General features: G+C 73.2%; 24 protein-coding genes and 1 riboswitch. Of the genes, 12 read left to right on the top strand and 12 right to left on the bottom strand.

The window, feature by feature from the left end; all coding sequences use genetic code 11:
• The first annotated feature begins 23 nt into the window (after positions 1-23).
• From B0I28_RS27690 to B0I28_RS20505, 9 genes are all read left to right on the top strand, one after another.
• The gene (locus tag B0I28_RS27690; RefSeq protein WP_219926888.1) at positions 24-614 is read left to right on the top strand and encodes a nucleotide exchange factor GrpE; all 591 of its coding nucleotides are present in this window, start codon (positions 24-26) and stop codon (positions 612-614) included.
• On the top strand, positions 611-2,542 hold the full coding sequence (locus tag B0I28_RS20470) for a dynamin family protein (protein WP_106365697.1): 1,932 nt from the start codon (positions 611-613) through the stop codon (positions 2,540-2,542). The genes B0I28_RS27690 and B0I28_RS20470 overlap by 4 nt, the downstream gene beginning before the upstream one ends.
• On the top strand, positions 2,535-3,023 hold the full coding sequence (locus B0I28_RS20475) for a hypothetical protein (RefSeq protein WP_106365698.1): 489 nt from the start codon (positions 2,535-2,537) through the stop codon (positions 3,021-3,023). Before B0I28_RS20470 ends, B0I28_RS20475 begins: the two co-directional genes overlap by 8 nt.
• A 482-nt stretch (positions 3,024-3,505) precedes the next feature.
• Positions 3,506-4,768: a J domain-containing protein gene (locus B0I28_RS20480; protein ID WP_146148178.1), complete on the top strand. Its 1,263-nt coding sequence runs from the start codon at positions 3,506-3,508 to the stop codon at positions 4,766-4,768.
• A gap of 81 nt (positions 4,769-4,849) precedes the next feature.
• The gene (locus B0I28_RS20485; protein WP_106365700.1) at positions 4,850-6,196 is read left to right on the top strand and encodes an IucA/IucC family protein; all 1,347 of its coding nucleotides are present in this window, start codon (positions 4,850-4,852) and stop codon (positions 6,194-6,196) included.
• Entirely contained in the window at positions 6,193-7,725 is a 1,533-nt protein-coding gene (locus tag B0I28_RS20490; protein WP_106365701.1) for an IucA/IucC family protein, read from the top strand. Before B0I28_RS20485 ends, B0I28_RS20490 begins: the two co-directional genes overlap by 4 nt.
• Positions 7,722-8,861 (top strand): type III PLP-dependent enzyme domain-containing protein, encoded by a 1,140-nt coding sequence (locus tag B0I28_RS20495; protein ID WP_106365702.1) that lies wholly within the window; start codon positions 7,722-7,724, stop codon positions 8,859-8,861. Before B0I28_RS20490 ends, B0I28_RS20495 begins: the two co-directional genes overlap by 4 nt.
• A gap of 111 nt (positions 8,862-8,972) precedes the next feature.
• Positions 8,973-10,127 (top strand): hypothetical protein, encoded by a 1,155-nt coding sequence (locus B0I28_RS20500; RefSeq protein WP_106365703.1) that lies wholly within the window; start codon positions 8,973-8,975, stop codon positions 10,125-10,127.
• Positions 10,124-10,915 (top strand): PhzF family phenazine biosynthesis protein, encoded by a 792-nt coding sequence (locus B0I28_RS20505; protein ID WP_106365704.1) that lies wholly within the window; start codon positions 10,124-10,126, stop codon positions 10,913-10,915. The genes B0I28_RS20500 and B0I28_RS20505 overlap by 4 nt, the downstream gene beginning before the upstream one ends.
• Positions 10,916-10,927: 12 nt before the next feature.
• Here the strand turns inward: B0I28_RS20505 and B0I28_RS20510 are convergent, their stop codons facing one another.
• The gene (locus tag B0I28_RS20510) at positions 10,928-11,398 is read right to left on the bottom strand and encodes a MarR family winged helix-turn-helix transcriptional regulator (protein ID WP_106365785.1); all 471 of its coding nucleotides are present in this window, start codon (positions 11,396-11,398) and stop codon (positions 10,928-10,930) included.
• A 59-nt stretch (positions 11,399-11,457) separates the two neighbouring features.
• Between B0I28_RS20510 and B0I28_RS20515 the strand changes: the two genes are divergently transcribed.
• A complete protein-coding gene (locus B0I28_RS20515) occupies positions 11,458-11,835 on the top strand; it encodes a cupin domain-containing protein (protein ID WP_106365705.1) in 378 nt (125 codons plus the stop codon).
• Here B0I28_RS20515 and uppS read toward each other — a convergent pair.
• The 5 genes from uppS to B0I28_RS20540 all read right to left on the bottom strand — a co-directional run bounded on the left by uppS (position 11,832) and on the right by B0I28_RS20540 (position 17,118).
• A complete protein-coding gene (uppS, locus tag B0I28_RS20520; RefSeq protein ID WP_106365706.1) occupies positions 11,832-12,611 on the bottom strand; it encodes a polyprenyl diphosphate synthase in 780 nt (259 codons plus the stop codon). The genes B0I28_RS20515 and uppS overlap by 4 nt on opposite strands.
• 20 nt (positions 12,612-12,631) lie before the next feature.
• Positions 12,632-13,381: a MerR family transcriptional regulator gene (locus B0I28_RS20525; protein WP_181245880.1), complete on the bottom strand. Its 750-nt coding sequence runs from the start codon at positions 13,379-13,381 to the stop codon at positions 12,632-12,634.
• Positions 13,382-13,698: 317 nt separating this feature from the next.
• Positions 13,699-14,445: a succinate dehydrogenase/fumarate reductase iron-sulfur subunit gene (locus tag B0I28_RS20530; protein ID WP_106365708.1), complete on the bottom strand. Its 747-nt coding sequence runs from the start codon at positions 14,443-14,445 to the stop codon at positions 13,699-13,701.
• Positions 14,442-16,379 carry a fumarate reductase/succinate dehydrogenase flavoprotein subunit gene (locus B0I28_RS20535; RefSeq protein ID WP_106365709.1) on the bottom strand — a complete coding sequence of 646 codons (1,938 nt, stop codon included), beginning with the start codon at positions 16,377-16,379 and terminating at the stop codon, positions 14,442-14,444. Before B0I28_RS20535 ends, B0I28_RS20530 begins: the two co-directional genes overlap by 4 nt.
• A gap of 1 nt (position 16,380) precedes the next feature.
• Positions 16,381-17,118, bottom strand: coding sequence for a succinate dehydrogenase cytochrome b subunit (locus tag B0I28_RS20540; RefSeq protein ID WP_219926890.1), 738 nt, complete (start codon positions 17,116-17,118; stop codon positions 16,381-16,383).
• A gap of 77 nt (positions 17,119-17,195) precedes the next feature.
• Between B0I28_RS20540 and B0I28_RS20545 the strand changes: the two genes are divergently transcribed.
• Positions 17,196-18,122, top strand: coding sequence for a LysR family transcriptional regulator (locus B0I28_RS20545; RefSeq protein ID WP_106365787.1), 927 nt, complete (start codon positions 17,196-17,198; stop codon positions 18,120-18,122).
• Here B0I28_RS20545 and B0I28_RS20550 read toward each other — a convergent pair.
• Complete coding sequence (locus B0I28_RS20550; protein ID WP_106365710.1) at positions 18,119-18,490, bottom strand: ankyrin repeat domain-containing protein; 372 nt, start codon at positions 18,488-18,490, stop codon at positions 18,119-18,121. The two genes, B0I28_RS20545 and B0I28_RS20550, sit on opposite strands and share 4 nt — an antisense overlap.
• 212 nt (positions 18,491-18,702) lie before the next feature.
• Here B0I28_RS20550 and B0I28_RS20555 point away from each other — a divergent pair, with 212 nt between their 5' ends.
• On the top strand, positions 18,703-18,954 hold the full coding sequence (locus tag B0I28_RS20555) for a hypothetical protein (protein ID WP_106365711.1): 252 nt from the start codon (positions 18,703-18,705) through the stop codon (positions 18,952-18,954).
• Here B0I28_RS20555 and B0I28_RS20560 read toward each other — a convergent pair.
• From B0I28_RS20560 to B0I28_RS20580, 5 genes are all read right to left on the bottom strand, one after another.
• Complete coding sequence (locus tag B0I28_RS20560) at positions 18,926-20,128, bottom strand: chorismate-binding protein (protein ID WP_425433449.1); 1,203 nt, start codon at positions 20,126-20,128, stop codon at positions 18,926-18,928. The two genes, B0I28_RS20555 and B0I28_RS20560, sit on opposite strands and share 29 nt — an antisense overlap.
• A 1-nt stretch (position 20,129) precedes the next feature.
• A complete protein-coding gene (locus tag B0I28_RS20565) occupies positions 20,130-21,806 on the bottom strand; it encodes a vWA domain-containing protein (protein WP_106365712.1) in 1,677 nt (558 codons plus the stop codon).
• Between the two features lie 90 nt (positions 21,807-21,896).
• Positions 21,897-24,746 carry an aminomethyl-transferring glycine dehydrogenase gene (gene gcvP, locus B0I28_RS20570; RefSeq protein WP_106365713.1) on the bottom strand — a complete coding sequence of 950 codons (2,850 nt, stop codon included), beginning with the start codon at positions 24,744-24,746 and terminating at the stop codon, positions 21,897-21,899.
• 38 nt (positions 24,747-24,784) lie between these two features.
• Positions 24,785-24,885, bottom strand: a riboswitch (glycine riboswitch).
• A gap of 21 nt (positions 24,886-24,906) precedes the next feature.
• Positions 24,907-25,464, bottom strand: a complete 558-nt coding sequence (locus B0I28_RS20575; protein ID WP_106365714.1) for a MerR family transcriptional regulator — start codon at positions 25,462-25,464, stop codon at positions 24,907-24,909.
• 103 nt (positions 25,465-25,567) lie between these two features.
• Positions 25,568-26,038, bottom strand: a complete 471-nt coding sequence (locus B0I28_RS20580) for a bifunctional nuclease family protein (RefSeq protein ID WP_106365715.1) — start codon at positions 26,036-26,038, stop codon at positions 25,568-25,570.
• Positions 26,039-26,129: the final 91 nt, after the last annotated feature.

Here is a 26,129-nt window from a genome sequence, read left to right on the forward strand (position 1 = left end):
CGTTCACACATAAGGAGAGCAAAGTGACGAATCGACTCGGCGGACCGCTGGTGGGGGCCCTCGTCGGCCTCGCCGCCGCGGCCCTCGGCGCGGTGTTCCTCACCGGCGGCGGGTTCGATGCGCGCGTCCTGGCCATAGCCGCCGGCTCGGTCCTCGTCACCGCCGCCGTCGCCTTCATCGCCGGCAAGTCCATCACCGCCCCCGCCGCCGCGGCGCCCCTCCAGCCGCCGCCGTTCGCGCCCGCCCCCGGCACCGGCGCCGCCTCCGGCGCGATCCCCGTCGGCCAGCTCCAGGACTCCGCCCGCGCCGCCCAGAACGCCGCCGACCGGACCGTCCTGGTCGAGACCTGCGTGTGGATGCGGGACCGCGCCACCTCCCCCGCGCTCGCCCAGCACCTCGACGGCGCGTTCGCGAAGGTCGGCGTCACCCAGGTCGACGCCACCGGCCAGCGCTTCGACCCCGCCGTCCACGAAGCCGGCTCCACCGTCGCCGCCCGCGGCCCCGCCGACGAGGGCATCATCGCCCGCACCGAGCAGATCGGCTACACCGACCGCGGCCGCATCCTGCGCCACCCGATCGTCACCGTCTACCGCGGCCAGGGGGTCCGGGCATGACCGACACCGCCGCCCCCGCCGCCGCAGCGGCCGCGTCCGCGAACCCGGCGCCCGCGAAGAAGGCCGCCGCGAAACCGAACCCGGCCGCCCAGATCCACAAGCTGTGCGCCAAGGCCGCGAAGGCCGGGAACGCGTCATTGCGGACGGTGGACGCCCGCGCCGCCGCGGAGGTCGACGAGGTCGCCCGCTGGCAGCCCGACAAGCCCGTCGCCGTCGTCGTCGGCGAGACCAAGCGCGGCAAGTCCTCGCTGGTGAACGCCCTCCTGGGCATGCCGGGCCTGTCCCCGGTGGACGCGCAGGTCGCCACGACCGCGTATCTGGAGTTCGCGTACGCCGAGCAGGCGTCGGTGCGCGCCTGGCAGCCCGGCGCCGCCGACCCGATGCTCCTGGGGGTCGGGGACCTGCGGAACTGGGCAACCCGCCTGGGCACCATGCCCCCCGGGATGGTCCCGCCGCGGCGCATGCTCGTCGGGCACCCGTCGGCGCTGCTCAAGCACATGTCCGTGGTGGACACGCCCGGCACCGGCGGCCTGGACCCCGACCACGCGCAGATCGCGCTCGAAGCGGTCGCCCGCGCCACCTGCCTCATCATGGTCACCGACGCGTCGTCGCCGATGGCGAAGACCGAGCTGGACTTCCTCACCGAAGCATCGAAGCGCGTCAACTTCGTGGTGTTCGCGCTGACGAAGACCGACACGTACCCGGGGTGGCGGACGGTCCTGGAGGAGAACCGGTCGCTCATCGAGGCGCACGCGCCCCGCTTCCGCAACGCCCCGCACTTCCCCGTCTCGGCGATGCTCGCCGAGCATGCCCTGAACTCCCAGGGCCCGACCCGCCAGGCCCTCGCCAAGGAGTCCGGGATCGGGAAGATGCAGCGGGCCCTGGTCAAGGTCGGCGCCGCCGGGAAGGCCCTGGTCGCCGCGAACGTCGTGCGCGCGGTGCGCACCGAGTTCTCCCGCCTGGCGATCTCCGCGCAGGAGGACATGAAGGCCTACGACCCCGACCCCGAGACCGCGAACCGGTTGAAGGAGGAGAAGAAGCAGGCCCTCAACGCCCGCCGCACCGAGACGAAGAAGGCGAACCTCGCGCTGCGCGTGGAGACCCAGCGCGCGAAGATCGAGGTCCAGGGGCGCCTGCGCGCCCACCTCCAGGAGCTCGAAGAGGCCCTGCTCAACGAGTTGGAGAAGGCCAACAAGGCCGCCCTCGAATCGCTCCCCCAGCGCATCGACATCGCCCTCCAGGGCATCGCCGCGCGCCTGTCGGGCGAGCTGCACCAGCGGTTCGTGCTCCTCGCCGAGCGCGTCCTGCGGCAGGTGTTCACCGAGGACGAGCTCATGCAGGCCACCAACTCGATCTCCGCGGGCCTGCGGGCCGCGGCCTCGGGCCGGGCCCGCCGCGACGCGAACCAGGACGGCGCGCTCCTCATGGCGTCCTCCGCGGGCGTGGCGATGATGGCCGGGCGCGCGGTCACCGCCGGCGCGGGCATGATCGGCCTGACCGCCGTCGCCGGATCGGTCGCCTCCGTCGCCTTGACCGCGTCCGGTGTGGGCATCGGGCTCGCCGCCGCCGCGTTCCTGCTGTACCGCAGGAAGATCCAGGGCGACCGGCAGGCCGCGAAGCAGTGGGTGCAGCGCGTCATCGCCGAGGCCCGCGCGAACCTCAACGAGGAGATCGGGTTCCGGTTCACCGAGGTCGAGTTCGTGTTCAACTCCACCCTCGACGACGCCCTGGAGCGCCGCGCCGCCGAGTTCGACGCCCGCATCTCCGCGGCCGAGAACGCCGCGAAGGCCGACCAGGCCGCCCGCGCGAAGAAGCAGGCCGCGCTCAAGCAGCGCCGCGACTCCATGGCCCAGAAGGTCAAGCAGCTCGACGAGGTGCTCGCCAAGGCCCGCACCCTCGTACCAGGAGATGAGGAATCCGATGGATGAGTTCGACCCCTTCGACCCCGAAGCGTCCTCGGACGAGTTCGGCGACGGCCTCGACGACGGCGAGGAGGCCCCCGGGTTCGACGAGTTCGACACCGGCGAGGTTCCCGACGAGGACGGACTCGAAGCGTTCGCGTTCGACGACGGCGACGACATCGACGAGGACGAGCCGCTCGACGAGGGCTTCAGCGTCGACGCCGAGTACGACGAGGACGGCGACGACGCGACCGGCGGCGACGAGACCGCCTACGCCGCGACGTATGAGGACCTGCTCCTCGACGAGGCCGACAACCCGCCGACGTTCCCGCCCGAACTGGACCTCGACGTCCCCGAACCGGTCGACGGCTACCCGTGGGTCGACCTCGACGCCCTCGGGTCGGCCGAGGCCGAGCCGTGGGTGAACTCCGTCGACGCCTCCGAGTACGCGATCGCCGACATCGACGACCCGGCCGCGCAGGCCCTGGCCCGCTTCTGGCAGGGCTAGACCCGGGCCCCGGCTCGGCGGGCCCGGCAGCCGCCGACCGACCCCCGCGACCGCATCTTCAAGGCCGACGGCCCCGCACCGAGTGCGGGGCCGTCGGCGTCCGCGCACACAGATCGACAAACGCGAATGGCCGCCGTGCACTGTCCGAAGTCGCCGAACCCGCCGCGAGTGGGGAGCGACGCAAAGGAACGCACCGCCCGTGCGCCGCGCGCCCGCGCGAACACACGACCCCGCCGGCGCGAAGGAAACCGCAGGTCCCAGCGCTGCAAGCAGTTTCATGAAGCGGCTTCGCGGCCTCCACTGTGGCGGCGGATCGGGCCGGGATTCACCCGTCCGGGTGCGGCGGTGCGAAAATTCGGGACCTGCCGACACCGAAAGGGGCGAACCGGCGGTAGATTGGGGGCTCCATTACCGTCGAGTCCGACGCCCGATCCCCCTCTCCGGGCACAGGCCCGTCCCCGTACGACCGACCGGGAGCCGTGGTGAACGAACCAGACCACTACCGCGTCCTCGGGGTGAGCCCGCAGGCACCACGCAACGAGATCCAGGCCGCCTACCGCCGGCGCCTGCGCGAGACCCATCCCGACCGCGGCGGCGACGAGGCCGAGTTCCACCTCGTCCAAGGCGCCTGGGAGACCCTCTCGCACGCCGGGCTGCGCCGCGAGTACGACCTGCTGCGGTTCGGGCGCCGCGCCGCCCGCCGCTACGGCAAGGCCGCCGCCAAGCCCTCCCACAGGAAGGTCCGCGGCTGGAACGTCGCGCCTCCGCCCGAACCGGTCCAGCACGCCTTCCCGACCAAAGGCGCCCTCGTCGCCGTCCCCTGGCACGCGCGGCTGCGCCTGGCCCGGCCCGTCTACCGGCCCTCGGCGTGGATCGCCGCCGCGGTCAGCATCGCGGCCGCCGCCGTGTGGGTGTTCATGGGACTGGGGTTCCTCGGCCAGGCGTTCGCCTCCGACTCGTGGATCTTCCTGCTCCTGGCCATCCCGGTGACGATCGCGATCGCGATGATCGTCGTCGTCCAGACCAGCCGGGCCCTGCGCCGCCGCCCCGACACCGCCCCGCCCCCGCCCACCGGGCGGCTGATCTTCGCGACCCTGTTCGCCGCGGCGGTCATCGCCCTCGCCGGGCCCTCCACGCCGTGGGGCTGGGCCCTGGGCGTGTACGTCCTCACCGGGGCCGCCCTGGCGTGGACCGTGAAACGGGTCCGGTACACCGTCGCGCTGCGCCGCCAGGTCGGAGCCGCGCTGCGCCAGTTCAACGCGTTCGGGCCCGTCGGGACCCGCCCGAAGGCCGACCGGCCCACGGGGAAGCTCCTGCGCGAAGTCCTCACGAACCTGCCCGCCGCGCGCCTGTTCGTGGCGCTCCCGGCCGAGCCGGACACGCGCGTGCCGCACGCGATCGTGTGCGGCGACCGGATCGCGCTGCTGTGCGCGCCGGTCGGCCGCGACAGCGCCGACGTCGACTCCGTGAACCTCCCCGAGGCCGTCAAGGTCCTCACCGCGGCCCTCCCCGACGCGCACGTCCAAGGCTGGGTCCTGTGGCCGACGCTCCCCGAGGCCGCCCGCGCCGGGGAGGAGGCCGCCGTCCACGACGTCGCGGTCGGCCAGGCCGCCGCCGACATCGGCCTGTGGCTCGCCTCGGCAGGCGCGGTCTACGACCTGCCGGTCCTCCAGGCCCTGCGGATGCGCCTCGCCGCCGTCCCGGGCCCGCGCACCGGCGACCGCACCCCGGCCGTCCGCACCTGACACTCTTACGCTGCGCTTATGCGCGCTCCGTGAGCAATCGCACCCTCCACACGGGCGGGTGCGGACAGTAGGGTTCAGGCAATGGACGCCACCGCCCGCGCCGACGCGATCGTCGCCGACCGCCTCCGCGCCGCCGCCGACCGCGAACCCCTCCCCGGGCCCGCAACAGGGTCGAGCGCCGTCGAGATCGCCGCGTCGATCAGCGCGGGATCGCCCCACGCGGCACGGTTCACCGGCGAGGTCGCCGCGGCCGTCCGCGGCACCGCCCTCGCATTGGAGGCGGCCCGCCCGCACCCCACGGACCTGTGGGCCGCCGCCGCGGCCGAGCACCCGGACCCGTCGGTGTGGTTCGAGCAGGCCGTGCTCCTGGGGCACCCGGTCCACCCGCTCGCCCGCTCGCGCGGCGAGCTCACCGACGACGAGATCCGCGCCTACGCGCCCGAGCACCGGGCCCGGATCGACCTGGGCCGCTACGACGTCCCCGACCGGGCCGCGACCTACACCGACGACGAGGGCCTGCCGCTCCTGCCGGTCCACCCGTGGCAGGCCGCCCGGCGCGGCCTCGACGGCCCCGGGCAAGTGTGGGGCGGTGCGGCGCCGCTGATGAGCCTGCGGACGCTCTCGACCGGCGACTGGCACGTCAAGACCGCCGTGGACCTCCAGCTGACCTCGGCGGTCCGGCACGTCTCGGCCGCCGCCGTCCACAACGGGTACTTCCTGTCCGAGCGCCTCGATGCGCCAGTGCGCCGCTGCGGGATCGCGCTCCTGCCGGAGACCGCCGTATGGGCGCGCCTCGACAGCGAACCGGACCCAGGTCTGGCCGCGATCGTCCGCCCCGCCCCTCATGCGATCGGCCACCCGCGGGCGGTGCCGCTCGCCGCGCTCGCCGAATGCTGTCCTTCGGACGGGCGCCCGATCGCCGTGGCGTTCACCGGCGACGACCCCGAGGCGTGGTGGGCGTCCTTCGTGGCGGTCGCGCTGGCGCCGCTGCGGCTGTTCGCCGACACCGGCGTGGCCCTTGAGGCGCACGGGCAGAACACCCTCGCCTCGTTCACCGGGGACCTGCCGACATCCCTCGTATACCGGGACTTCGGCGGCGTCCGCGTCCCGCCCGAGGACTGGCCCGAGCTGATCGGCGACCTCCCCGAGCCCGATCCGGAGGCGCGCCTCGTCAAACTCCTCGCCGCGCTGTTCCCGACGACGCTGACATCGATCGTCGATGCGTTCGCCGACTGGTCGGGCACCGACCCCGGCAAGTGGTGGTCCACCGTGGCGACAGAGGTGCGGAGCATGGGTCTGGAGTCGTGGATCGCCGACGCGGTCCTGCGCAGGCCCTGGCCGCTTAAGGCCACGACGGCGATGCGCCTGGCCGACAACGCGACCGACGACATCTGGGTGCGCGTCGACAACCCGCTGGCGGCGGCGTGAACCTGACCGACCAGATCACGGCCGCGGCCTGGCGCGAAGACCTCGCCGGGCACCGGGCCGGGCCCGCCCCGGCCCCCGAGGGCCCGTTCAACCAGCTCGATTACCCCGACGGCGGCGACAATGGCGACGACGGCGACCCAGTGAAGGCCCTGGAGGCGATCCTCGGCGCGACCGTCCCCGCGCACCTGGCCGCCGAACTCGAATCCGCGAAGCACGGCCGGGCCCTCGCGAAGGCCCGCGCCGCCGTGCGCCGCAGGCATTTCGCGGCGCTCGCCGCCCGGGCCGGGGCGTCGAGCCTCGCGCGGCTCGTCGCCGCCTGCAACAGTGACGCCGACACTGCCGCGCGCCTGCTCGAAACCCTCGCCACCGACGGCCACCAGCTGCACCCGTGCGCGCGCACCCGCCTGGGCTGGCACCGCCGCGACCTGGAACGGTACGACCTGGAGACGCCCCGCCCGGTCCGCATCCGCCTCGTCGCCGACCGCGCCGGCATCCTCGACCGGTCCGGGGCCGACTTCCGGACCCACCCGATGCTCGCCGGGCTCGACCTGCCCGAACCGGTCGTCCCGGTCCACCCGTGGCAGCTCGAGCACCGCGTGCTCCCCCAGTACGCGGACCTGTTCGCCGCCAATCGGCTCGTGGTGCTCGGCGAGACCGTCCCGGCGTGGCCGACCGCCGCGATCCGCACCCTCGCCGGGCACCGCGCCCCCGGGTTTTTGAAGCTCGCGCTCGGCATCCACATCACCTCCACTCGCCGCGACATCTCCCCCGCGACCGCGCTCCTCGCGCCGGTCCTCTCCGCGCACTTGACCGCCCTCGACACCGCGCTCGGCACCGGTGGGCCGCACCGGCTCGTCCCCGACCTCGCCGGGGCGTGGCTGCCGGGCCGCCGGGACCTGACCGCCATCGCCCGCGCGCCCCTGTCGGCCGTGACCCCGGCGGGAACGGTATGCGTGCCCGCGACCGCGCTCGCCGCCCTCTCGCCGGTCACGGGGGTGAGCATGGCCGCGGAGTACGCCGACTGGCACGGCGACCCGGCGGCGTGGCTGCGCGCCTATGCGGCCCTGTTCGTGCCGCCGGTGCTCGCCAAGGCCGCCATGGGCATCGGCCTTGAAGCGCACCTCCAGAACAGCCTGGTCGCCATGGACGGGCCCGTCCCGGTCGCCGCGGTCTCGCGCGACCTCGGCGGCGCGCGCCTCCACCTGCCGACCGTCCCCTTCGACGTCGAGCTGCCGGAAGGGAGTCCGGTGAACGCGGACTCGATGGACCAGGTGCGCGCGAAAGTCGCGTACACGCTGTTCCAGAACCACCTGGCGGCCTTGGTGACCGCGCTGGCGCGCGACTGCGGCCTCGACGCCGCCGCGTTCTGGGCCGACCTCGCCGACCTCGTCGCCTCGCTCGACCTGCCCGCGGCCGACCGCGACTGCTACCTCGCCGAGCGGCAGCCGACGAAGGCGCTGCTGTCGATGCGCCTGGACCCGGGCCGCGAGATCGAGGCCCTCGTCGACAACCCCATGGGGCGCCGATGAGCATCCCCGCGAAGGTCCGCATCGCGGTCGAAGCCCTCGAATCCCCGGCCAGCGCGTGGGTGTACGACCCGGGCGTGCTCGGCGCGCGCCTGGCGGCGGTGCGGGCGGCGTTCCCGGAGTGGACGGTCCTGTATGCGATGAAGGCGTGCGCGAACCCGGCGATCCTGGCCGCGGCGGCGCGCGGGGCGGACGGGATCGAGTGCGCCTCGGGCGGCGAGCTCGCCGCCGCGCAATCAGCAGGGGCGCGCCGGTTGGCGTTCTCGGGGCCTGCGAAGACCCCCGCGGACATCGCGGCCGCTGCGGCGTGCGGGACGCCGCTGGTGATGCACGCCGAGAGCGTCAGGGAGCTGGAGGCCCTCGCCGCGGCGGGGTTCGCGGGGCCGGTGGCGCTGCGGGTCAACCGGGGCCGGGCGCTGCCGGGCTCGCACCAGATGACGGGGGCGCCCACGCCGTTCGGCATGGACGAGGACACCGCGCTCGCCGCCCTCGGGCAGGCGCTGGCGCTGGGGCTCGATGTGGCGGGGTTCCATCTGCACGCGGTCTCGAACTGCCTCGACGCCGACGCGTACGCCGCGCACGTCCGCGACGCGCTCGCATGGGCCGCAACCGCATCGGAGGGCGGATTCGGCCTCCGGTATGTGAACGTCGGCGGGGGCCTGGGGGCGGATCCGCGCGGCGACGTGCTCGACCTCGACGCCGTCGCCGCGGCCCTCGGCGACGGGCCGGGGCGGTTCCTGGACGCCGGGGTGGACTTGGTGGTCGAGCCGGGCCGGTACCTCGCCGCCGCGGCGGGCTGGTACACCGCGGAGGTCGTCGACGTGAAGACCGTCGGGGGGCGGGCGTTCGCGCTCGTGCGCGGCGGCACGCACCATTTCCGGCTGCCCGCGGCGTGGGGGTACGCGCACCCCTTCGACGTCGTGCCGGGCCCGCGCACGGGCGCGGTGCTGACCGACGTGGAGGTCAGGGTGTGCGGGGAGCTGTGCACGCCCCGCGACGTCCTCAACGGCGGCCAGCGCGTCGAGTCCATCGGGGTCGGGGACCGGCTCGTGTTCGCGGACGCGGGCGCGTACGGCTGGGAGGTCTCGCACGACCGGTTCCTGGGGCATCCGGGCCCTGACATGGTCGTCATCGACTGATCGGCCGATCCGCAAACGCTCGCCGTGCTCTACCATGAAGGACCCGATAGGGTGCCCGGTCCGTCCCGACCAGGTGCGCTACCGCCTCGATCCCCCCATTGAGGAGTCCGTATGCCGATTCGGCGTTTTGCCCGGCGGACCCATCGCGACGCGGCCCGGCTGGCGGCCGCGGGCGAGCACCGCAGCGCCCTGCCCGCGTTCGCGGCGGCCGCCGCCGAGTACCGCGAGCGCCTCGCGGGCCATCCGGGCGACCGGGGGTCCCGTGAGGACTTCGCCGATCTGCTCGCGTCCGCTGCGGCCTCCCATACCGCGGTGGGCGACTACGCGGCGGCGTTCGCGGCCGAGCGCGAGCGCGCGCAGGTCGCCGACGCGCTCGGCGCGGTCGGCGCCGCGAAGGCCCGCCAGCGCATGGACCTCGCCGAGTCGGCGGTGCGCGCCGGGCGGCTGCTGACCGCGGCGGTGCAGGCCGACGCGGCGTTGAACGCCCTGGACGACACGGACCCGAACGACCCGGCCGGCGCGGGGTTCGCGGATCTCGCGTCGGCGCTGGCGCGCGCGGCGCGGGTGTTCGGGCGCGCCGCCGACCCCGATCTGGCGGTGGCCGCGGCGGACCAGGCCGCGCGGATGCTCCTGGCGGCGGGCCGTCAGGACGCGCTGCTGCGCGACAGCCTGCGCCTGGCCGCGGCGCTGCACGCGGCCGCCGGGCGCGGCGCGCACGCGCGGGGCGCGAAGGAGCTGCTGGGCAAGTACTTCCCCGACGCCGAGCCGCTGACGGCCCCGAACCTGGTGACGCTGCGGACGGCGCTGGAGACCGCGGCCGGGCGGGGCGCGTTCGACGATCCGGCGCTGGTGCGGCGCCTGTGCCCCGACCCGGCCGGGCGGGAGGCGCCGCCGACAGTGACGGCCCGCTGCGACCTCGGCCTGGCCGCGGTCGCCCTGCACGCCGCCGAGCCCGCGGTGGCCGCGCTCGTGGCGCCCGCGCCGGGGATCGGGTGGCGCATCGCCACCGAGGTCCACTACCTGCTCGCCGCGGCCGACCGGCACGGCGAGCGGAACCTCCACCTGAACTTCCGCGACCACGGACCGGTGTGGGTGGCGATGCTCATGGCCCTGGCAGAGGACGGCAAGCGCGGCCCGCTCATGGCCGACCTCGCCCACGCCCTCGCCGGGTTGTGCGACCGCCTCCACACCCGCCACGCCGCGCCGGAGTACGAGCCGCTGATGCGGTCGGCCCAGCGGTTCATCGCCGCGCACCCCGACCGGTGAAGGTCCTGGTGGTCGACGCGTGCTGGCGGGGCGCCGCGGGCACGGGCTCGCCGACGGCGGTCGTCGACGACGATGCGGGGTTCGCGGACGCGGACCGGGCGCGGGTGCCCCTGTCCGCGGGGACCTCGCACGCGGTGTTCCTGGACCGCACCGACCCCGGTTCCGTGGGGCTGCGGTTCTTCACCGCGGCCGGGGAGCTGCCCGCGTGCGGGCACGGGACCCTCGCCGCGCTCGCGGTCCTGGAGTCCCTGGACGGTCGGGACGAGTGGCGGCTGCGCGCCGGGGGCCGGGTGTTCCTCGGCGGCATCGGCGCGGACGGCCCGTGGTTCGACGCCGGGACCACTGGGCATCGCGCCTTCCCGGAGCCGGGGCCCGCGCTGGCGGCCCTGGGGGCCGTTGCGGCGGGCCCGGTCCTGGCGGCGGGGACGGCCCGCGAGCGCCTGCTGATCCCCGTGCGGCCCGAAGCCTTGGAGGGGCTGCGCCCGGACTTCGCGGCGCTCAAGGCCGCCTGCGATGCGGCGGGCCTGCTGGGCTGCTTCGTGTACGCCGAGGTCCGCGAGCGGTGGTTCGCGGCGCGGATGTTCGCGCCTTCGATCGGCGTGGACGAGGACGTGGCGAACGCGAACAGCGCCGCGGCGCTGGCGGGCGCGCTGGTGGCGGCGGCGCCGGTGCGGGTCGTGGTGTCGATGGGCGGCGGCCTGGGGTCGCCCTCGCGCATCCGCGCGGAGGCGTTCCCGGGCGGCGGGGTGCGCCTGTCGGGCCGGGTGGGCCCGGCGCGGGTGGTCTAGGGCGCCTGTTGCTCAGGAGCCGCTGAACCAGCCGGGGGCGTCGAGGCGGAACGGTTCGCCGGGGGCGAGGGCCGCGAGGTCGGCTTCGAGGGCGTCGAGGCGCTCGGGCCCGATCTGGGCGGCCCAGGCGGCGCGGACGCGGTCGAAGGTGCGCGCGGACCGGTCGAGGACGTCGAGTCCTTTCGCGGTGAGGCGGACGGCTTTGCGGCGGGCGTCGGCCGGGTCGGGGGCGCGCTCGACGTACCCCTGCTGCTCCAGGGCGGCGATGGTCTTCCCGGCGGCCTGCTTGGTGACGCCCAGGCGCGCGCCGAGTTCGACGGCGGTGGTCCCCTGGGTGCCGATGGCCTGGAAGATGAACCCGTGCATGGGCCGCAGGCCGGGGTGGCCCGCGGCGGCGAGGTCGGCGTGGACGGCGTCGACGGCGGCGCGGAACGCGGCGAACAGGCGCAGCGGGAGCTCGTGTCCGGGGGGCGGCTCAACCATGATCGACAACCAGGTTTACTATATGGGCAACCATGTTGTCCATCCTAGGAGATTCCCCCATGCGCATCGTCCGCAGTGCCGACACCCGCCGCACCGCCACCCCCGCGGCGGTCATGACCACCCTCGCCTCCCCGAGCCTCGGCGGCGCCCCGTTCCCGCTGTGGCGGGTCGAGGCCGCCCCTGGCACGGCCGGGCCGCTCCACCTGATCGACGCCGACCAGGTGTGGGCCTTCACTGCCGGGACCGCCGAGATCGAAGTGGACGGCGAGCGCACCGAGGCCGCCGCGGGCGACACACTCGTCGTCCCCGCGAACGCCGAGCGCCGGTTCACGCCCGGTCCCGACGGGTTCACCGCCGTGGTCGCCGGCCCGGCCGGGATGCGCGCGGCCATGCCCGCCGCCCCCGATGAGAAGATCGACATCGCCTGGGCCGCTTAGACCCCGGCGAGGCGGTCCCGGCGCCGGGCGGCGTAGTCGCGCAGCGCCCGCAGGAAGTCCACGTGGCGGAACCCCGGCCAGTACACGTCGCAGAACGACAGCTCCGCGCCCGCCGACTGCCACAGCAGGAAGCTGGAGAGCCGCCGCTCCCCGGAGGTGCGGATGATCAGGTCCGCCCCGGGCAGGCCCGCGGTGTACCGGTGCGCGTCGATGTCGCCCTCGGTGATCCGCGCGGCGAGGTCGGCGAGGTCGCCGCCGCGATCGGCCTCGGCCTCCAGGAGCGAGCGGACGGCGTCGACGATCTCGGTCTGCCCGTCGTACCCGATCGCGACGGTCAAGTGCGCGCCGTCGCGGTGGGCGGTGGCCTCGGCGGCGTCTTTGAGGGCGCGGGCGGTCGTGTCGGGGACGGTGTCGAGGCGCCCGGCCAGATGCAGCCGCCACGGGTTCGCCGGTGCGGTGAGCCGCTCGGCGACGATCTGCTCGACCATGGCCATCAGGTGGGCGACCTCGGCGCTGTCGCGCTTGGCGAGGTTGTCGGCCGAGGCGACGTAGACGGTAACGTGCCCGATGCCGAGCTGGTGGCACCAGGCGAGGAGGTCGTCGAGGTGCTCGGCCCCGTACCGGTGCCCGATCCCGGCGTCGGCGAACCCCTGCGACCGGGCCCACCGCCGGTTCCCGTCCATGGCGACCGCGACATGCCGCGGCAGCAGCGCCGGGTCGAGCCGCCGCCGCAACTGCCGGGCGTAGATCCGGTACAGCCCTTGGGGAACGCGCATGCCCCGACCCTACCGGCCCGTCACAGCCTGGTGTCGGCGTAGCGGGTCATCGCCGCGGCGAAGTAGGCGGCGTGGCCGGGGGCGACCTGCTCGCACGGGTCCCGGAAGCGGGGGTCGCCGGTGTAGAGGGCCGCGAGGCGCCGGTACGCCTCGGGAGCGGGGGCCGAGTCCCAGTGGGCTTCGACGAGCCGGTAGTGGTCGGCCACGACGTCCTGGACGGCCTCGTCGGCGGGGCCGCGGCCTTCGGACCGCAGGGCGGCGAGCGCGGTGTTGATGCGGTGCATCTGGGCGGGGACCGCCCGTCGCTGCTCGGGGGTGAGGGCCTGGAGGGCGGCGAAGGCGCGTTCGACGACCTGCTGCGCCCACGCCCGGCGGGCGCGGTCTCTCTCGTCGGGGGCGTCGAGTCCGGTGAACCAGGTGTCGGGCGCCATGGGGCGGCCTCCTTCGAGTTGGCGGATGGTGGCCTCGACGGTGTCGGCGAGGCGGGCGAGGCGGTCCCGTTCGGCACCGATCTGGGCCGCGTGGCGGCGCAGCGCCTCGGTCTCGGACTGCTCTCCGGCGAGGACGGCGCCGATGTCGCCCAGGCCGAGGCCGAGGCGTTTGAGCAGGAGGATCTGCTGGAGCCGCAGGAGTTCGGCGCGCCGGTAGCGGCGCTGGCCGCCGGGGCCGGTCCCGGCGGGGGTGAGGAGGCCGATGGCGTCGTAGTGGCGCAGGGTGCGCGCGGTGGTGCCGGCGAGGCGGGCGACCTGCGCGGTGGTCCACTCGTCCAAGGCGTGTCTCCGTTCCGTCGGGTGCGGGTTCGACGGTATCGGCTGACGCGGCGTCACCCGCAAGGAAAGAGAGACGCGTGTCACCGTCAAGTGGCGCGTCCGAGGCGCGTCCGGGTCGTTGTTTACATGGGGCGGCATTGACCCACTCACGTGGGACGGAAATTCCCCCTGGGGTCTCCCCGCTCACGCGGGGCAGGAGAAAGAACGAGCGGCCCCCAGCGTCACGCTGGGGGCCGCTTCTCCACTTATGTGGAGGTGAACCGTCGCGTTTGAGTCGGCCGATTACTTCGAGGCCATTTCACCTGCCCCGCGCTCGCTCAGGCGGCTCTTGCGGCGGCCTTGCGGAAATCTCTGTTGAGACGTCCGATCACATCCAGTCCGATCTCCTTGGGGCACGCGGCGGCGCATTCGCCGGTGTTGGTGCACCCGCCGAATCCGGCCTCGTCGTGGGCGGCGACCATGCCGAGGACGCGCGTGGCCCGCTCGGGCTGGCCCTGCGGGGTCAGGCCCAGGTGCGCGACCTTGGCGCCCATGAACAGCATCCCGGACCCGTTGGGGCAGGCGGCGACGCACGCGCCGCAGCCGATGCACGCCGCGGCGGAGAACGCGGCGTCGGCGTCCTGCTTGGGGATCGGGACGGCGTGGGCGTCGGGGGCGGTGCCGGTGGGCGCGGAGATGTACCCGCCGGCCTGGATGATCCGGTCGAACGCGGACCGGTCGACGACGAGGTCCTTGATGACCGGGAACGCCCCGGCGCGCCACGGCTCGATGTCGATCGAGTCGCCGTCGCGGAACTTCCGCATGTGGAGCTGGCAGGTCGTGGTCGCGGCCTGCGGGCCGTGCGGCTGGCCGTCGATGACGAGCGAGCAGGCGCCGCAGATGCCTTCGCGGCAGTCGTGGTCGAACGCGACCGGGTCCTCGCCCTCGGAGATGAGGCGCTCGTTGAGGACGTCGAGCATCTCCAGGAAGGAGGCGTCCTCGGAGACCTCGTCGAGCTCGTAGGCGACCATCCGGCCCTTGGCGTCGGCGTCGGCCTGACGCCAGATTCGCAGCTTGAGTTTCACTTGTAGCTCCGTTGGGTGGGCTTGACGTACTCGAACACGAGCGATTCCTTGTGGAGGACGGGCGCGTCCTCGCCGTACTCCCAGGCGGCGACGTACGAGAAGTTGTCGTCGTCGCGCTTGGCCTCGCCCTCGTCGGTCTGGGACTCGGCCCGGAAGTGCCCGCCGCACGACTCGGTGCGGTGCAGGGCGTCGATGCACATCAGCTCGCCGAGCTCGAAGAAGTCGGCGACCCGGCCGGCCTTCTCCAGCTGCTGGTTGAGCTCCTCAGCCTTGCCGGTGACCTTGACGCGCTTGTAGAACTCGGCCTTGAGGTCGCGGATGAGGCCGATGGCCTTGCGCAGGCCCTCGTCGGTGCGCTCCATCCCGCAGTACTCCCACATGATCTTGCCGAGCTCGCGGTGGAAGGAGTCGACGGTGCGGTCGCCGTCGTTGCCGAGGAAGAACGCGATGCGCTCGTCGACCTCGCGGCGCGCGGCCTGCACGTCCTCGTGGTCCTCGCTGACGGCTTCGAAGGGGCCGTCGGCGAGGTAGTCGGAGATCGTGTTCGGCAGGACGAAGTACCCGTCCGAGAGGCCCTGCATGAGCGCCGAGGCCCCGAGGCGGTTCGCGCCGTGGTCGGAGAAGTTCGCCTCGCCGGTCACGAACAGGCCCGGGATGTTCGACGACAGGTCGTAGTCGACCCACAGGCCGCCCATCGTGTAGTGCACGGCCGGGTAGATGCGCATGGGCCGCTCGTACGGGTTCTCGCCGGTGATCCGCTCGTACATGTCGAACAGGTTCCCGTACTTCGCTTCGACGGCCTTCTTCCCGAGGCGCTTGATGGCGTCGGCGAAGTCGAGGTAGACGCCCAGGCCGCCCGGGCCCACGCCGTGCCCTTCGTCGCACACCACTTTCGCGGCGCGCGAGGCGATGTCGCGGGGCACGAGGTTCCCGAACGCGGGGTAGCGCCGCTCCAGGTAGTAGTCGCGCTCGTCCTCGGGGATGTCCGCGGGGTGGCGCTCGTCGTGCTTGGACTTGGGCACCCACACGCGCCCGTCGTTGCGCAGGCTCTCGGACATGAGCGTGAGCTTCGACTGGTGGTCCCCCGACTGCGGGATGCACGTGGGGTGGATCTGCGTGTAGCAGGGGTTCGCGAAGTAGGCGCCCTTGCGGTGGGCCCGCCACGAGGCGGTGACGTTGCAGCCCTTCGCGTTCGTGGACAGGAAGAACACGTTCCCGTACCCGCCGGAGGCGAGGACCACGGCGTCGGCGAGCTCGGTGGTGATCTCGCCGGTGACCAGGTCGCGCACGACGATGCCGCGGGCGCGGCCGTCGACGACGACCAGTTCGAGCATCTCGTGGCGGGTGTGCAGGTCGACCGTCCCGGCCGCGACCTGCCGCTGGAGGGCCTGGTAGGCGCCGAGGAGGAGCTGCTGGCCGGTCTGGCCGCGCGCGTAGAACGTGCGCGAGACCTGCGCGCCGCCGAAGGACCGGTTGTCGAGCAGGCCGCCGTACTCGCGGGCGAACGGGACGCCCTGGGCGACGCACTGGTCGATGATCTCGGTGGAGACCTCGGCGAGGCGGTGCACGTTGGACTCGCGGGAGCGGAAGTCGCCGCCCTTGACGGTGTCGTAGAACAGCCGGTGCACCGAGTCGCCGTCGTTGCGGTAGTTCTTCGCGGCGTTGATGCCGCCCTGTGCGGCGATCGAGTGGGCCCGGCGCGCCGAGTCCTGGAAGCAGTAGTTCGCGACCCGGTAGCCCAGTTCGCCGAGCGTCGCCGCCGCCGAGGCCCCGGCGAGGCCGGTGCCGACGACGATGACGCGGAGCTTGCGCCGGTTCGCGGGGTTGACCAGGCGCCCGGAGAAGCGGCGCTTCTCCCAGCGCTCGCTGATCGGGCCCGCGGGGGCCTTCGTGTCCGCGACGGGCTCGCCCTCGCGGTAGTAGTCGATGCTCATCTCAACTCACCAAACCGAACGTGACGGACAGGGGCACGATCGCGAACCCTGCGACGATGATGACGGCGACGGCGAGCGCGATCGCCTGGGTGCGCTTGCGCCACTTCGTGTCCGGGCCCGCGATGGTCTGCACGGCCGACCAGATGCCGTGCCGCAGGTGGATCCCGAGGGCGGTGAGCGCGAGGAGGTAGAACACGGTGACCGGCCAGCGCGAGGGGTCGAACGCGGCGACGACGGCGCCGTAGGCGTCGTGGACGTCCTTGACGGGGTTGACGGTGCGCCAGGTCAGGTCCAGCAGGTGCCAGATGACGAACAGGAAGATGACGATGCCGCCGAACCGCATGTTGAGGTAGGCGTTGCGCGACTCGCCCCGGTTCTTGTGCCGGTGCGCGTACTTGACGGGCCGGGCGTGGTGGGCGCGCGCCGACAGGACGATCCCCGTCCAGATGTGGACGGCGATCGAGGCGATCAGGCCGATGCGCAGCACCCACAGCAGCGACTCGTGGGGCAGGAGCGGCTCGCCGAAGGACCGCAGGCCCGCCGCGTAGGCGTTCATCTCCTCGCGGCCTTCGAAGATGTGGAGGTTCCCGGCCATGTGGACGATGATGAACAGGACCATCAGGACGCCGGAGACGGCCATGGCGATCTTCAGGCCGATGTTCGACCGCCAGGGCTTCCGGGCCGCTTGGGCGCGTTTCGCCGCTGTCGCGGCGGTGCGCGGTTGCAAATCCGTAGACACGACCGGATGCTAGACGCGACAGGCGTCACCGGTCCAATTCATGGCCGCACCCGGTTCCATGCCGATACGTTATGGACATGCGCCCGCAGCAGCTCCAGGCATTCCTCACCGTCGCACAAACCAGACATTTCACTCACGCGGCCGAAGAACTCGGTGTGACACAACCGTCATTGAGCAAGCAGATCCAAGCCCTCGAAACCGAACTCGGCGCCCCCCTCCTCACCCGCTCGCGGGGCCGCATCGAACTGACCGACGCCGGGCAGACCCTCCTGCCGCACGCCCGCCGCATCACCGCCGCCCACGCCGCCGCCAGAGCCGACATCGACGACGTCCTCGCCGTCCGCGCCGGGCACCTGCGCCTGGGCGCCACCCCGTCCCTGTGCTCCTGGCTCGTCGCCCCCCTGCTCATCCGCTACCGCGACACCCACCCGGGCGTGCGCGTCACCCTCACCGAGGACGGCTCCGGCCCCCTCGCCGAACGCCTCGCCGCCGGAGACCTCGACCTCGCGTTCACCGCCGGGGACACCGGCGCCGACCCGACCCTCTCCGTGCAGCCGATCCTCGCCGAAGCCCTCGTCGTCGCCTCCGCCGCCCACCTCCCGCCCCTCACCCGCCAGGCCTACATCGGGCTCGCGCAACTGCGCGAGCAGGCGTTCGTCCTCCCCGCCCACGGCTACGACCTGCGCGACCTCACCATCACCACCTGCGAGCAGGCCGGATTCACCCCCCGCACCGGCGTCGACGGCGGCGCGACCGACGCCGTCGCGTCCCTCGTCGAAGCGGGCCTGGGGATCGCGCTGCTCCCGGCGATGATCGCCGCCTCCCGGCCCGGCCTGCGCGCCACCCCGCTCGCCCCGCCGGGGGCGAGCCGCACGATCGCGCTGGCCTCGCGCCGGGAGGCGCCGCTGACGAAGGCGGCGGGGGCGTTCGCGGCGTCGCTGGAGGAGCACCTGACGGACCTGCACGCGTGGGGGCGCCTGCCCGAGGGCATGCGCGCCGTCTAGGCGGTGAAGGTGTCGCGGTCGAGCATGGCGGCGGTCTGGCGGGCCGAGGGCGTGCCCGCGTCCGGGTCGGCCCCGGCAGCGAGGAGGACGGCGATGACCTCGTCGGAGTTCTTGAAGACCGCGCCGGCGAGGGGCGACTGCTGGCGGTCGTTGCACCGGTCGAGGTCGGCCCCGGCGGCGATGAGGGCGCGGACGGTGTCGGCGCGGCCGTGGTAGGCCGCGAGCATGAGCAGCGAGTCCCCCGACTCGTTCGCGTGATCGGCGGGGAGACCCGCGGCCAGGAGCGCGGCGAGCCGGTCGGTGTCCCCGGCCCGCGCCAGGTCGAACGCTGCGTCGAAAGGGGCGTCCGCGTCGCTGCTCATGCGCATCAGCCTCGCACACCCGCGGTGCCGTCGTGCCGGGTTCGCCCGGGGCTCTCCAGTGGACCGGCGCGGGCCCGGTTCACCCGGGCAGGTGTCGCCCCGGGTATTGACACGGCCGCACAGGGGTGGGAAAGATTGATGCGGGCCCGCAGGCGCCTCGCTGACACGAACCGCCGCGTCGCCTCTATCGGTGGGACAAGAACGGTGAGGACTCGGGCATGAGCGAGCCGAAAATCCTAGGACAGTTCCAATTGGAACATAGGACCATCCAGGTCAGCGGCGACGACGGGAACGCCGGCACGGTCTGGCTCCAGCGGCTCCACCCCGATCCTCCCATGGCGCTGGGCTGCGTGGTCGAGCTCGACTCCTCCACGCCCAGGCTGCGCCTGTACCGGGCGGAGTGGCCCGACGCGCTCAGGGAGCAGGCGAAGGAGCAGACGATCAAGATCTGGCGGGCCTCGCGGGACTGAGCCTGGCGGCCACGGCCTCGGCTTTCGCGTCGGCCTCGGCGACTTCGGCGTCGGGGTCCGACCGCCACGTGATGCCCCCGCCCGCCCACAGGTGGGCCCGGTGCGCATCGAGCGCGACGGTCCGGATCGTCACGCCCAGGTCCACGCGGCCGTCCTGGACGTACCCGAAGGCGCCCATGGCGGGCCCGCGCCCGACCGGCTCCAGACTGGAGGCGAGGTCGAGCATCGCGAGCTTCGGCGTGCCGGTGACCGACCCGGGCGGGCACATCGCCCGCAGCAGGTCCGCGAGTCCGGTCCCCGGCTCCAACTCGCACACCACTGTGGATTCGGCCTGCCAGAGCCGGTCCCATGCCGCGAGCGCGAACAGCCGCTCCACGGCGACCGTCCCGGGGACGGCGATCCGGGCGAGGTCGTTGCGTTCGAGGTCGACGACCATGACGTGCTCGGCGCGCTCCTTCACCGACGCCAGCAGGTCCGCCCGGCCCTCGGCCGTGGCGGGCGCGGTGCCCTTGATCGGGTACGTCGCCGCGCGCCCGCCTGCGACGGTCACGAACGCTTCAGGGGACCCGGAGGCGATGAGCCAGTCCTCGCCGGACAGGACCCCGCCCCAAGCGGCACCGGGGATCGAGGCGACCGCGGCGGCGATCCCCGCCGGGTCCCCGGACCAGGGCGCGGACCGGTGGCCGACGACGTTCGCCACGTACACCTGGCCCCGCCCGATCGCCTCCTGGACGGCGACCACCGCCTTCGCATGATCGGCCTGCGACCAGGACCGCCGCCACTCCCCCACGGCGAAACCACCCGGCGCCCGGTCGGTGCGCTTCCCGTGGGCGTAGGCGACCAGCGCGAGGTCGGGGACGGCCGGGACCGGGGTGGGCGCGCCCGTCGCGCCGCCCGCCATCACCGCACCCGCCGCGGCAGAGATCAAGACCGCGACACCGCAGACCGAGCCGTCCGCGCCCGTATGAGCGCCGCTGTACTCGTCGCAGAACGCTTCGGCGAGCGCCGCGGGGTCGCCCCCGTCACCGACACGCCATTCGAGCCGATCCACCTCGACCAGGCGCGCCCGGCAGCCCGGATCGGCACCGGGCGGCGCGGGAGGCACGGACCGCAAGATCGACATGGACCCATTGTCGCCGCCGCCCACCCGACTCGAGCGGGCCGAGTGGGGCACCTCACGCCGGAGCGATCGCCCCCAGCACCCCGCCCTCCGACGGCGCCGGCAGGTACTCCCCGCCCGTCGCCGCCGCCAACTGCGTCAAGTTCTCCGCATTCGCCTCACCGAACCCGACCGTGTACACCGTCGCCGACCCCGCCATCCCCGCCAGCGAATCCGCCGTCTCGCCCACCGTCGGCAGGCTCGCCGTGTCCTCACCCGAGTTCGTCAGCACGACGATCACGTTCGCCGCGCCCTCCACGAGATTCGCATTCATATCCGAATACGCGGCCACCAGGGAGTCGTACAGCGGCGAGCCGCCCTCGAACACCGCCTCCTCCGACAAGTCGTACAGCGACTCCGTCAGCGAGCTCTTCGCATCATCGGACATCTCCGCACCCTCGGCCACCGACCGCCAGTTCTGATCCTCACCCGCACCGACCCCGTACTCCCACAACCCTGCCCGCCACGTCGGCTCCATCTCCCCCACCATGTCCACCGCCATCCGCACCGCCGCGATCCCCGCCTCGACCGTGTCCCCCTCGTACTCCACGGTCTCCTCCATCACCGCCGACGACCAGTCCAGCAGGAACAGCACGTTCAAATCCTGCGCCCCCGACTGCCACGCCCGCACCGCCGCACCCACCGTCTCCGGCGTCACCTGCCCCAGGGCAGCGGCAGGATCATCCACCGGCTTCAACTCAGGATCGGAGAACGCCCCCGACTCGACCTGCCCTGACACGAACTCCCCGAACATCTCCGCGATCCGCGCATCCGGCTCCGACACCCACGCCGCACCCCCCAGCACCATGTACGACGCCACCGCACTCACCGACGACCCGCTCGGCACCACCGGCACCAGCGGATCCGCCGACTCCGACGTCGAATTGAAATCCTCCACCTGGTAGTCCAGCATCGTCATCACCTGACTGCTGTCCGCCGCCTCCACATACGCGTTCTTCAACCCCTCCGCATCAGCCGCCGACGACCCCGCCTCGATCGCCGCCGCATACGCATCCGCCGCCGCCTGCGAAAACCCCCCGGCCCCATCAGACGACGCGTTCAACAACGCCACCAGACCCTCCGTGGACGACCGCGGATTCGCCGCCGCCAGACTGATCTCCCCCGCCGACGCCGCCGCCACCACATCCGCCCACGACGGCGGCTCACCACCGACCCAACCCAGCTCAGTCGCCTTCGACTCCGCGACCGCCAGCACCGACCCCGCCTCACCCAACGCCACCGGCTCCGACGACACATACCCCGCCGTCGCCTCACTCGACGTCATCCACGACGCCCACGCCTGCGCATCAGGCGCCCACGCGATCGGCCGCTTCCCGAACGACATCTCGTTCCACGTCCCCGTGATCCCCCGAGACGCATCCGCCGCCGACACCTCCGTCACCGCGACCCCGACGCACTCCCCGTTCAGCTCCGGCTGCTCCCGCTCCCACTCCTGCGCCGCATCCCCCAACGACCCGTACACACTCGGCGCCGCCGCCACCGTCACCCGGTACACCTCCCCCGAGCACCCCGACCGCAACAACGCCACAAAACCCCACGTCAAACCCGACGCCACCAGCACCGACACCAACGTGATCACGATCCACGGCGCCACCAGCTTCTGCTGGCCGCCCTTCTTGCGCCGCCGCCCCGTCCGGTGGGACTTCACCTTGTGCTCAATGCCGAAAACCATGCGCTCAACTCCTGGGGGGATCGTCGGCAGCCAGTGTAGAGCCCGCACGTCGAAGGCCCGCCCACAGTAGTGAGCGGACCTCCCGTCGAACTACTCCCCGAACGCCTCGATCGGCGGACACGTGCACGCCAGGTTACGATCACCCCACGCATTGTCGATCCGACCCACCGGCGGCCAGTACTTCCCCGCCGACACCCCGCCCGGCCACGCCGCCTCCGTACGCGAATACGCCCGGTCCCACACATCCGCCGTCGCCACAGCAGCCGTGTGCGGCGCCGCCCGCAGCGCCGAATCCTCCACCGCGACCGCACCCGACGCCACCTCGGCGATCTCCGCGCGGATCGCGACCATCGCGTCCACGAACCGGTCCAGTTCGGCAAGATCCTCCGACTCGGTCGGCTCGACCATGAGGGTCCCGGCGACGGGGAACGACATCGTCGGCGCGTGGAACCCGTAGTCGATGAGCCGCTTCGCCACATCCTCCACCGTCACCCCCGACTCCTTCGACAGTTCCCGCAGATCCAGGATGCACTCGTGCGCCACCAGGCCGTGCTCACCGGTGTACAGCACCGGGAAGTGATCGCGCAGCCGCGCCGCCACATAATTCGCGGCCAGCACCGCCGACGCCGTCGCAGCCGTCACCCCGGCCGAACCCATCATCCGCAGGTACATCCACGGAATCTGAAGAATCCCCGCCGACCCCCACCGCGCCTGCGACACCGGACCCACCGGCCCCGCCGCATCCGACGGATCCGAAGGCAGGAACGGCACCAGATGCTCGGCCACCGCCACCGGACCCACACCCGGACCGCCCCCGCCGTGCGGAATGCAGAACGTCTTGTGCAGGTTCAGATGCGACACGTCCGCACCGAACCGGCCCGGCTTCGCCCAACCCAGCAGCGCATTCAAGTTCGCGCCGTCCACGTACACCTGCCCGCCCGCGTCATGGACCTTCGCGCACACCTCCACGATCGTCGACTCGTACACCCCGTGCGTCGACGGGTAGGTGACCATCAGCGCCGCGAGCCTGTCCGCGTGCGCCGCGATCTTCGCGTCCAGGTCGGCGAGGTCCACGTTCCCGGCCTCGTCGCACGCCACCACCACGACCCGCATCCCGGCCAGGACCGCGCTGGCGGCGTTGGTGCCGTGGGCGGAGGCGGGGATGAGGCAGACGTCGCGGCCGGTCTCGCCGCGGTCGTGCTGCCAGGCGCGGATGGCGAGGAGCCCGGCGAGCTCGCCCTGGGAGCCGGCGTTGGGCTGCACGGAGACGGCGGCGTAGCCGCACACGTCGGCGAGCCAGCCTTCGAGCTGGTCGATCAGGGCCCGCCAGCCGCGGGTCTGGTCGGCCGGGGCGAGGGGGTGGACGTCGGCGAACGCGGGCCAGGAGATCGGCTCCATCTCCGCGGCCGCGTTGAGCTTCATCGTGCACGACCCGAGCGGGATCATGCCGCGGTCGAGCCCGTAGTCCATGTCGGCGAGGCGCTTGAGGTAGCGCATCATCGCCGTCTCGGAGTGGTGGGCGGTGAACACCGGGTGCGTCAGGTACGCGGACTCGCGCGCGAGTCCGGCGGGGACCGCGGCGGCGGCCGGAGCGGCGAGGGGGACGCCGAACGCGGCGCACACCGCGTCGAGGTCGGCGTCGGTCGTGGTCTCGTCGCAGGAGGCCGCGACGGTGTCGGCGTCAACGCGGCGCAGGTTCACGCCGCGGTCGGCGGCCGAGGCGACGATCGCGTCCGCGCGGCCGGGCACCGTGGCGGTGACGGTGTCGAAGAACGCCTCGGAGCCGAGGGCGATCCCGGCGGCGGTGAGGGACGCGGCCAGGCGCGCGGCTTGGGCGGCGGCGTGCTCGGCGATGGCGCGCAGGCCCTGGGGGCCGTGCCAGACGGCGAACGAGGACGCGATGACCGCGGGCAGCACCTGCGCGGTGCAGATGTTGCTGGTGGCCTTCTCGCGGCGGATGTGCTGCTCGCGCGCCTGGAGCGCGAGGCGCAGCGCGGGCTTGTCGCCCGAGTCGCGCGAGACGCCCACCAGGCGGCCCGGCAGCTGCCGCTGGAGCTGCTCCGCGACGGCCATGTAGCCCGCGTGCGGGCCGCCGAAGCCCATCGGCATCCCGAACCGCTGCGTCGAGCCCACGGCGATGTCCGCCCCGAACTCGCCCGGCGCCGCGAGGAGCGTCAGCGCGAGCAGGTCGGCCGCGACGGTGACGAGGGCGCCCTGCGCGTGGGCGGCGTCCGCGACCGCGCTCCAGTCGCGCACAGCGCCGTCGGCGCCCGGGTACTGGAGGAGGATCCCGAAGGCGCCCTCCGGGACTCCGGAGCACAGGTCGGTCACCTGGAGGTCGATGCCGACCGGCTCGGCGCGGGTCTTGAGGACCGCGAGGGTCTGCGGGAGCACGCGCGCGTCGACGGCGAACACGTCCCCGGCGCCGCGCTTGGCGGCCCGGCGCGCGAGCAGCATCGCCTCGGCCGCGGCGGTGGCCTCGTCGAGGAGGCTCGCACCGGCTACGGGCAGGCCCGTCAGGTCGGCGACCATGGTCTGGAAGTTGAGCAGCGCCTCAAGGCGCCCTTGGGAGATCTCCGCCTGGTAGGGCGTGTACGCGGTGTACCAGGAGGGGTTTTCGAGGACGTTGCGGCGGATCACCGCGGGGGTGTGGGTGCCGAAGTAGCCCAGGCCGATCATCGACCGCATGGGCCGGTTCTGGTCGGCGAGGCCCTGGAGCTCGGCCTGCGCCTCGGTCTCGGTGACGGCGTCGGGCAGGGCCAGGCCGTCGGAGGAGCGGATGAGCGCGGGCATGCACGCGTCCATGAGCGCGTCGAGGCTCGGGTACCCGACCGCCTTGAGCATGGCGTCCTGGTCGGCGGGGTCGGTGCCGATGTGGCGGGCGGCGAAAGCGGAACGGTCGGTCACGGTACCTCCGGTGACATGGGACGACACTGGCATCCCCTCGTCTGTCACCGGGTGAGCGGCTTCAGAGCGGCCTGTTCCGAACGGTCCTGGTACCTGAGAGTTTGAAGCGAGGGACTTGCCCCTTCGGTGCCGTGTAGCGCATGAGGCCCACGATCTCTCCCGCCCGGTTTTCCGGCTCTGCCGCCATGGTAGGTCAGGACGCCCCGCGTCGGCGAACGGGCACGCCCGTCGTGTGGCCCACGGCCGCCTGATCGGGCGCGTGCAGCTGCGTCGGGGCCTTCACCGGGGCCTCGCCCGGCAGCGTCGCCAGGCGTCCCATCACCTCGGTCACCGTCGAGCGGACCGCGATGCCGAAGACGCCCTGGCCGCCGCGCAGCAGGTCGATGACCTCGCCCGCGGACCGGCACTCGTACACCGTCGAGCCGTCGGACATGAGCGTGATCTCGGCGAGGTCCTTCACGCCGCGCGACCGCAGCGCCTCGACGGCCTTGCGGATGTTCTGCAGCGAGACGCCCGCGTCGAGGAGCCGCTTGATGACCTTCAGGACGATGATGTCGCGGAACGAGTAGAGCCGGTTCGACCCCGAGCCCGACGCCGCCCGGATGCTCGGCTCCACGAGGCCCGTGCGCGCCCAGTAGTCGAGCTGCCGGTAGGTGATCCCCACGACCCGGCACGCCGCCGTCCCCCGCCAGCCGCGGATCTGACTGGGCGGGACCACCTGGCGTCCCGAGGGTTCACTGTGGGCGTCCATGGCGCGTCCTCCGAGCTCAGCGGTGCACTACGGGCTGAGCCTAAACGCCGCGACCCTCCACCATGGGCTGAACCAGAGAAAACCTCGACCCGTCCGCGAGGGGTCAGCGGTTCTCCTCGAAGTCCTCGGGCGTGACCTCTTCGAGGAACTCCCGGAACTTCTCCACCTCGTCCTCCTGGGTGTCCGGCAGGACCACCCCGGCCTCGTCGAGGACGGCGTCGGCGCACCAGATCGGGGCCTCCGTGCGCAGCGCGATCGCGATCGCGTCGGAGGAGCGGGAGGAGACGCGCGTGCGCCCGTCGAGGACGAGCTCCGCGAAGTAGATCGTGTCGCGCAGCTCGGTGATCTCCACCGACGTGAGCGTCACGTCGAGGGCGTCGAGCACGTCGCGGATCAGGTCGTGGGTCAGCGGACGGGAGAGCTGCACGTCCTGCTGCTGGTAGGCGATCGCGGCGGCCTCGACCGTCCCGATCCAGATCGGCAGGTATCGATTCCCGTCGACCTCTTTCAGGAGCACCACCGGCTGGTTGCTCGGGAGTTCCACGCGGACCCCGACCACGGTCATCATCCGCACCGGTAACGCCTCCAACGGTATCGCCGTCAAATGATAAGGACCCGCCAGGGAAACCCGGGCGGGTCCTGAGACTCTCAGCCTACTGCGCCGA

Source organism: Glycomyces artemisiae, assembly GCF_003002955.1.
GTDB lineage: Bacteria > Actinomycetota > Actinomycetes > Mycobacteriales > Micromonosporaceae > Glycomyces > Glycomyces artemisiae.

Excerpts from the sequence above, each read along its gene's own strand:
- B0I28_RS20470 (WP_106365697.1), top strand. The coding sequence starts at position 611 with ATGACCGACACCGCCGCCCCCGCCGCCGCAGCGGCCGCGTCCGCGAAC.
- B0I28_RS20475 (WP_106365698.1), top strand. The coding sequence starts at position 2,535 with ATGGATGAGTTCGACCCCTTCGACCCCGAAGCGTCCTCGGACGAGTTC.
- B0I28_RS20485 (WP_106365700.1), top strand. The coding sequence starts at position 4,850 with ATGGACGCCACCGCCCGCGCCGACGCGATCGTCGCCGACCGCCTCCGC.
- B0I28_RS20495 (WP_106365702.1), top strand. The coding sequence starts at position 7,722 with ATGAGCATCCCCGCGAAGGTCCGCATCGCGGTCGAAGCCCTCGAATCC.
- B0I28_RS20500 (WP_106365703.1), top strand. The coding sequence starts at position 8,973 with ATGCCGATTCGGCGTTTTGCCCGGCGGACCCATCGCGACGCGGCCCGG.
- B0I28_RS20510 (WP_106365785.1), bottom strand. The coding sequence starts at position 11,398 with ATGGTTGAGCCGCCCCCCGGACACGAGCTCCCGCTGCGCCTGTTCGCC.
- B0I28_RS20515 (WP_106365705.1), top strand. The coding sequence starts at position 11,458 with ATGCGCATCGTCCGCAGTGCCGACACCCGCCGCACCGCCACCCCCGCG.
- uppS (WP_106365706.1), bottom strand. The coding sequence starts at position 12,611 with ATGCGCGTTCCCCAAGGGCTGTACCGGATCTACGCCCGGCAGTTGCGG.
- B0I28_RS20535 (WP_106365709.1), bottom strand. The coding sequence starts at position 16,379 with ATGAGCATCGACTACTACCGCGAGGGCGAGCCCGTCGCGGACACGAAG.
- B0I28_RS20545 (WP_106365787.1), top strand. The coding sequence starts at position 17,196 with ATGCGCCCGCAGCAGCTCCAGGCATTCCTCACCGTCGCACAAACCAGA.
- B0I28_RS20550 (WP_106365710.1), bottom strand. The coding sequence starts at position 18,490 with ATGCGCATGAGCAGCGACGCGGACGCCCCTTTCGACGCAGCGTTCGAC.
- B0I28_RS20555 (WP_106365711.1), top strand. The coding sequence starts at position 18,703 with ATGAGCGAGCCGAAAATCCTAGGACAGTTCCAATTGGAACATAGGACC.
- B0I28_RS20565 (WP_106365712.1), bottom strand. The coding sequence starts at position 21,806 with ATGGTTTTCGGCATTGAGCACAAGGTGAAGTCCCACCGGACGGGGCGG.
- gcvP (WP_106365713.1), bottom strand. The coding sequence starts at position 24,746 with ATGCCAGTGTCGTCCCATGTCACCGGAGGTACCGTGACCGACCGTTCC.
- B0I28_RS20575 (WP_106365714.1), bottom strand. The coding sequence starts at position 25,464 with ATGGACGCCCACAGTGAACCCTCGGGACGCCAGGTGGTCCCGCCCAGT.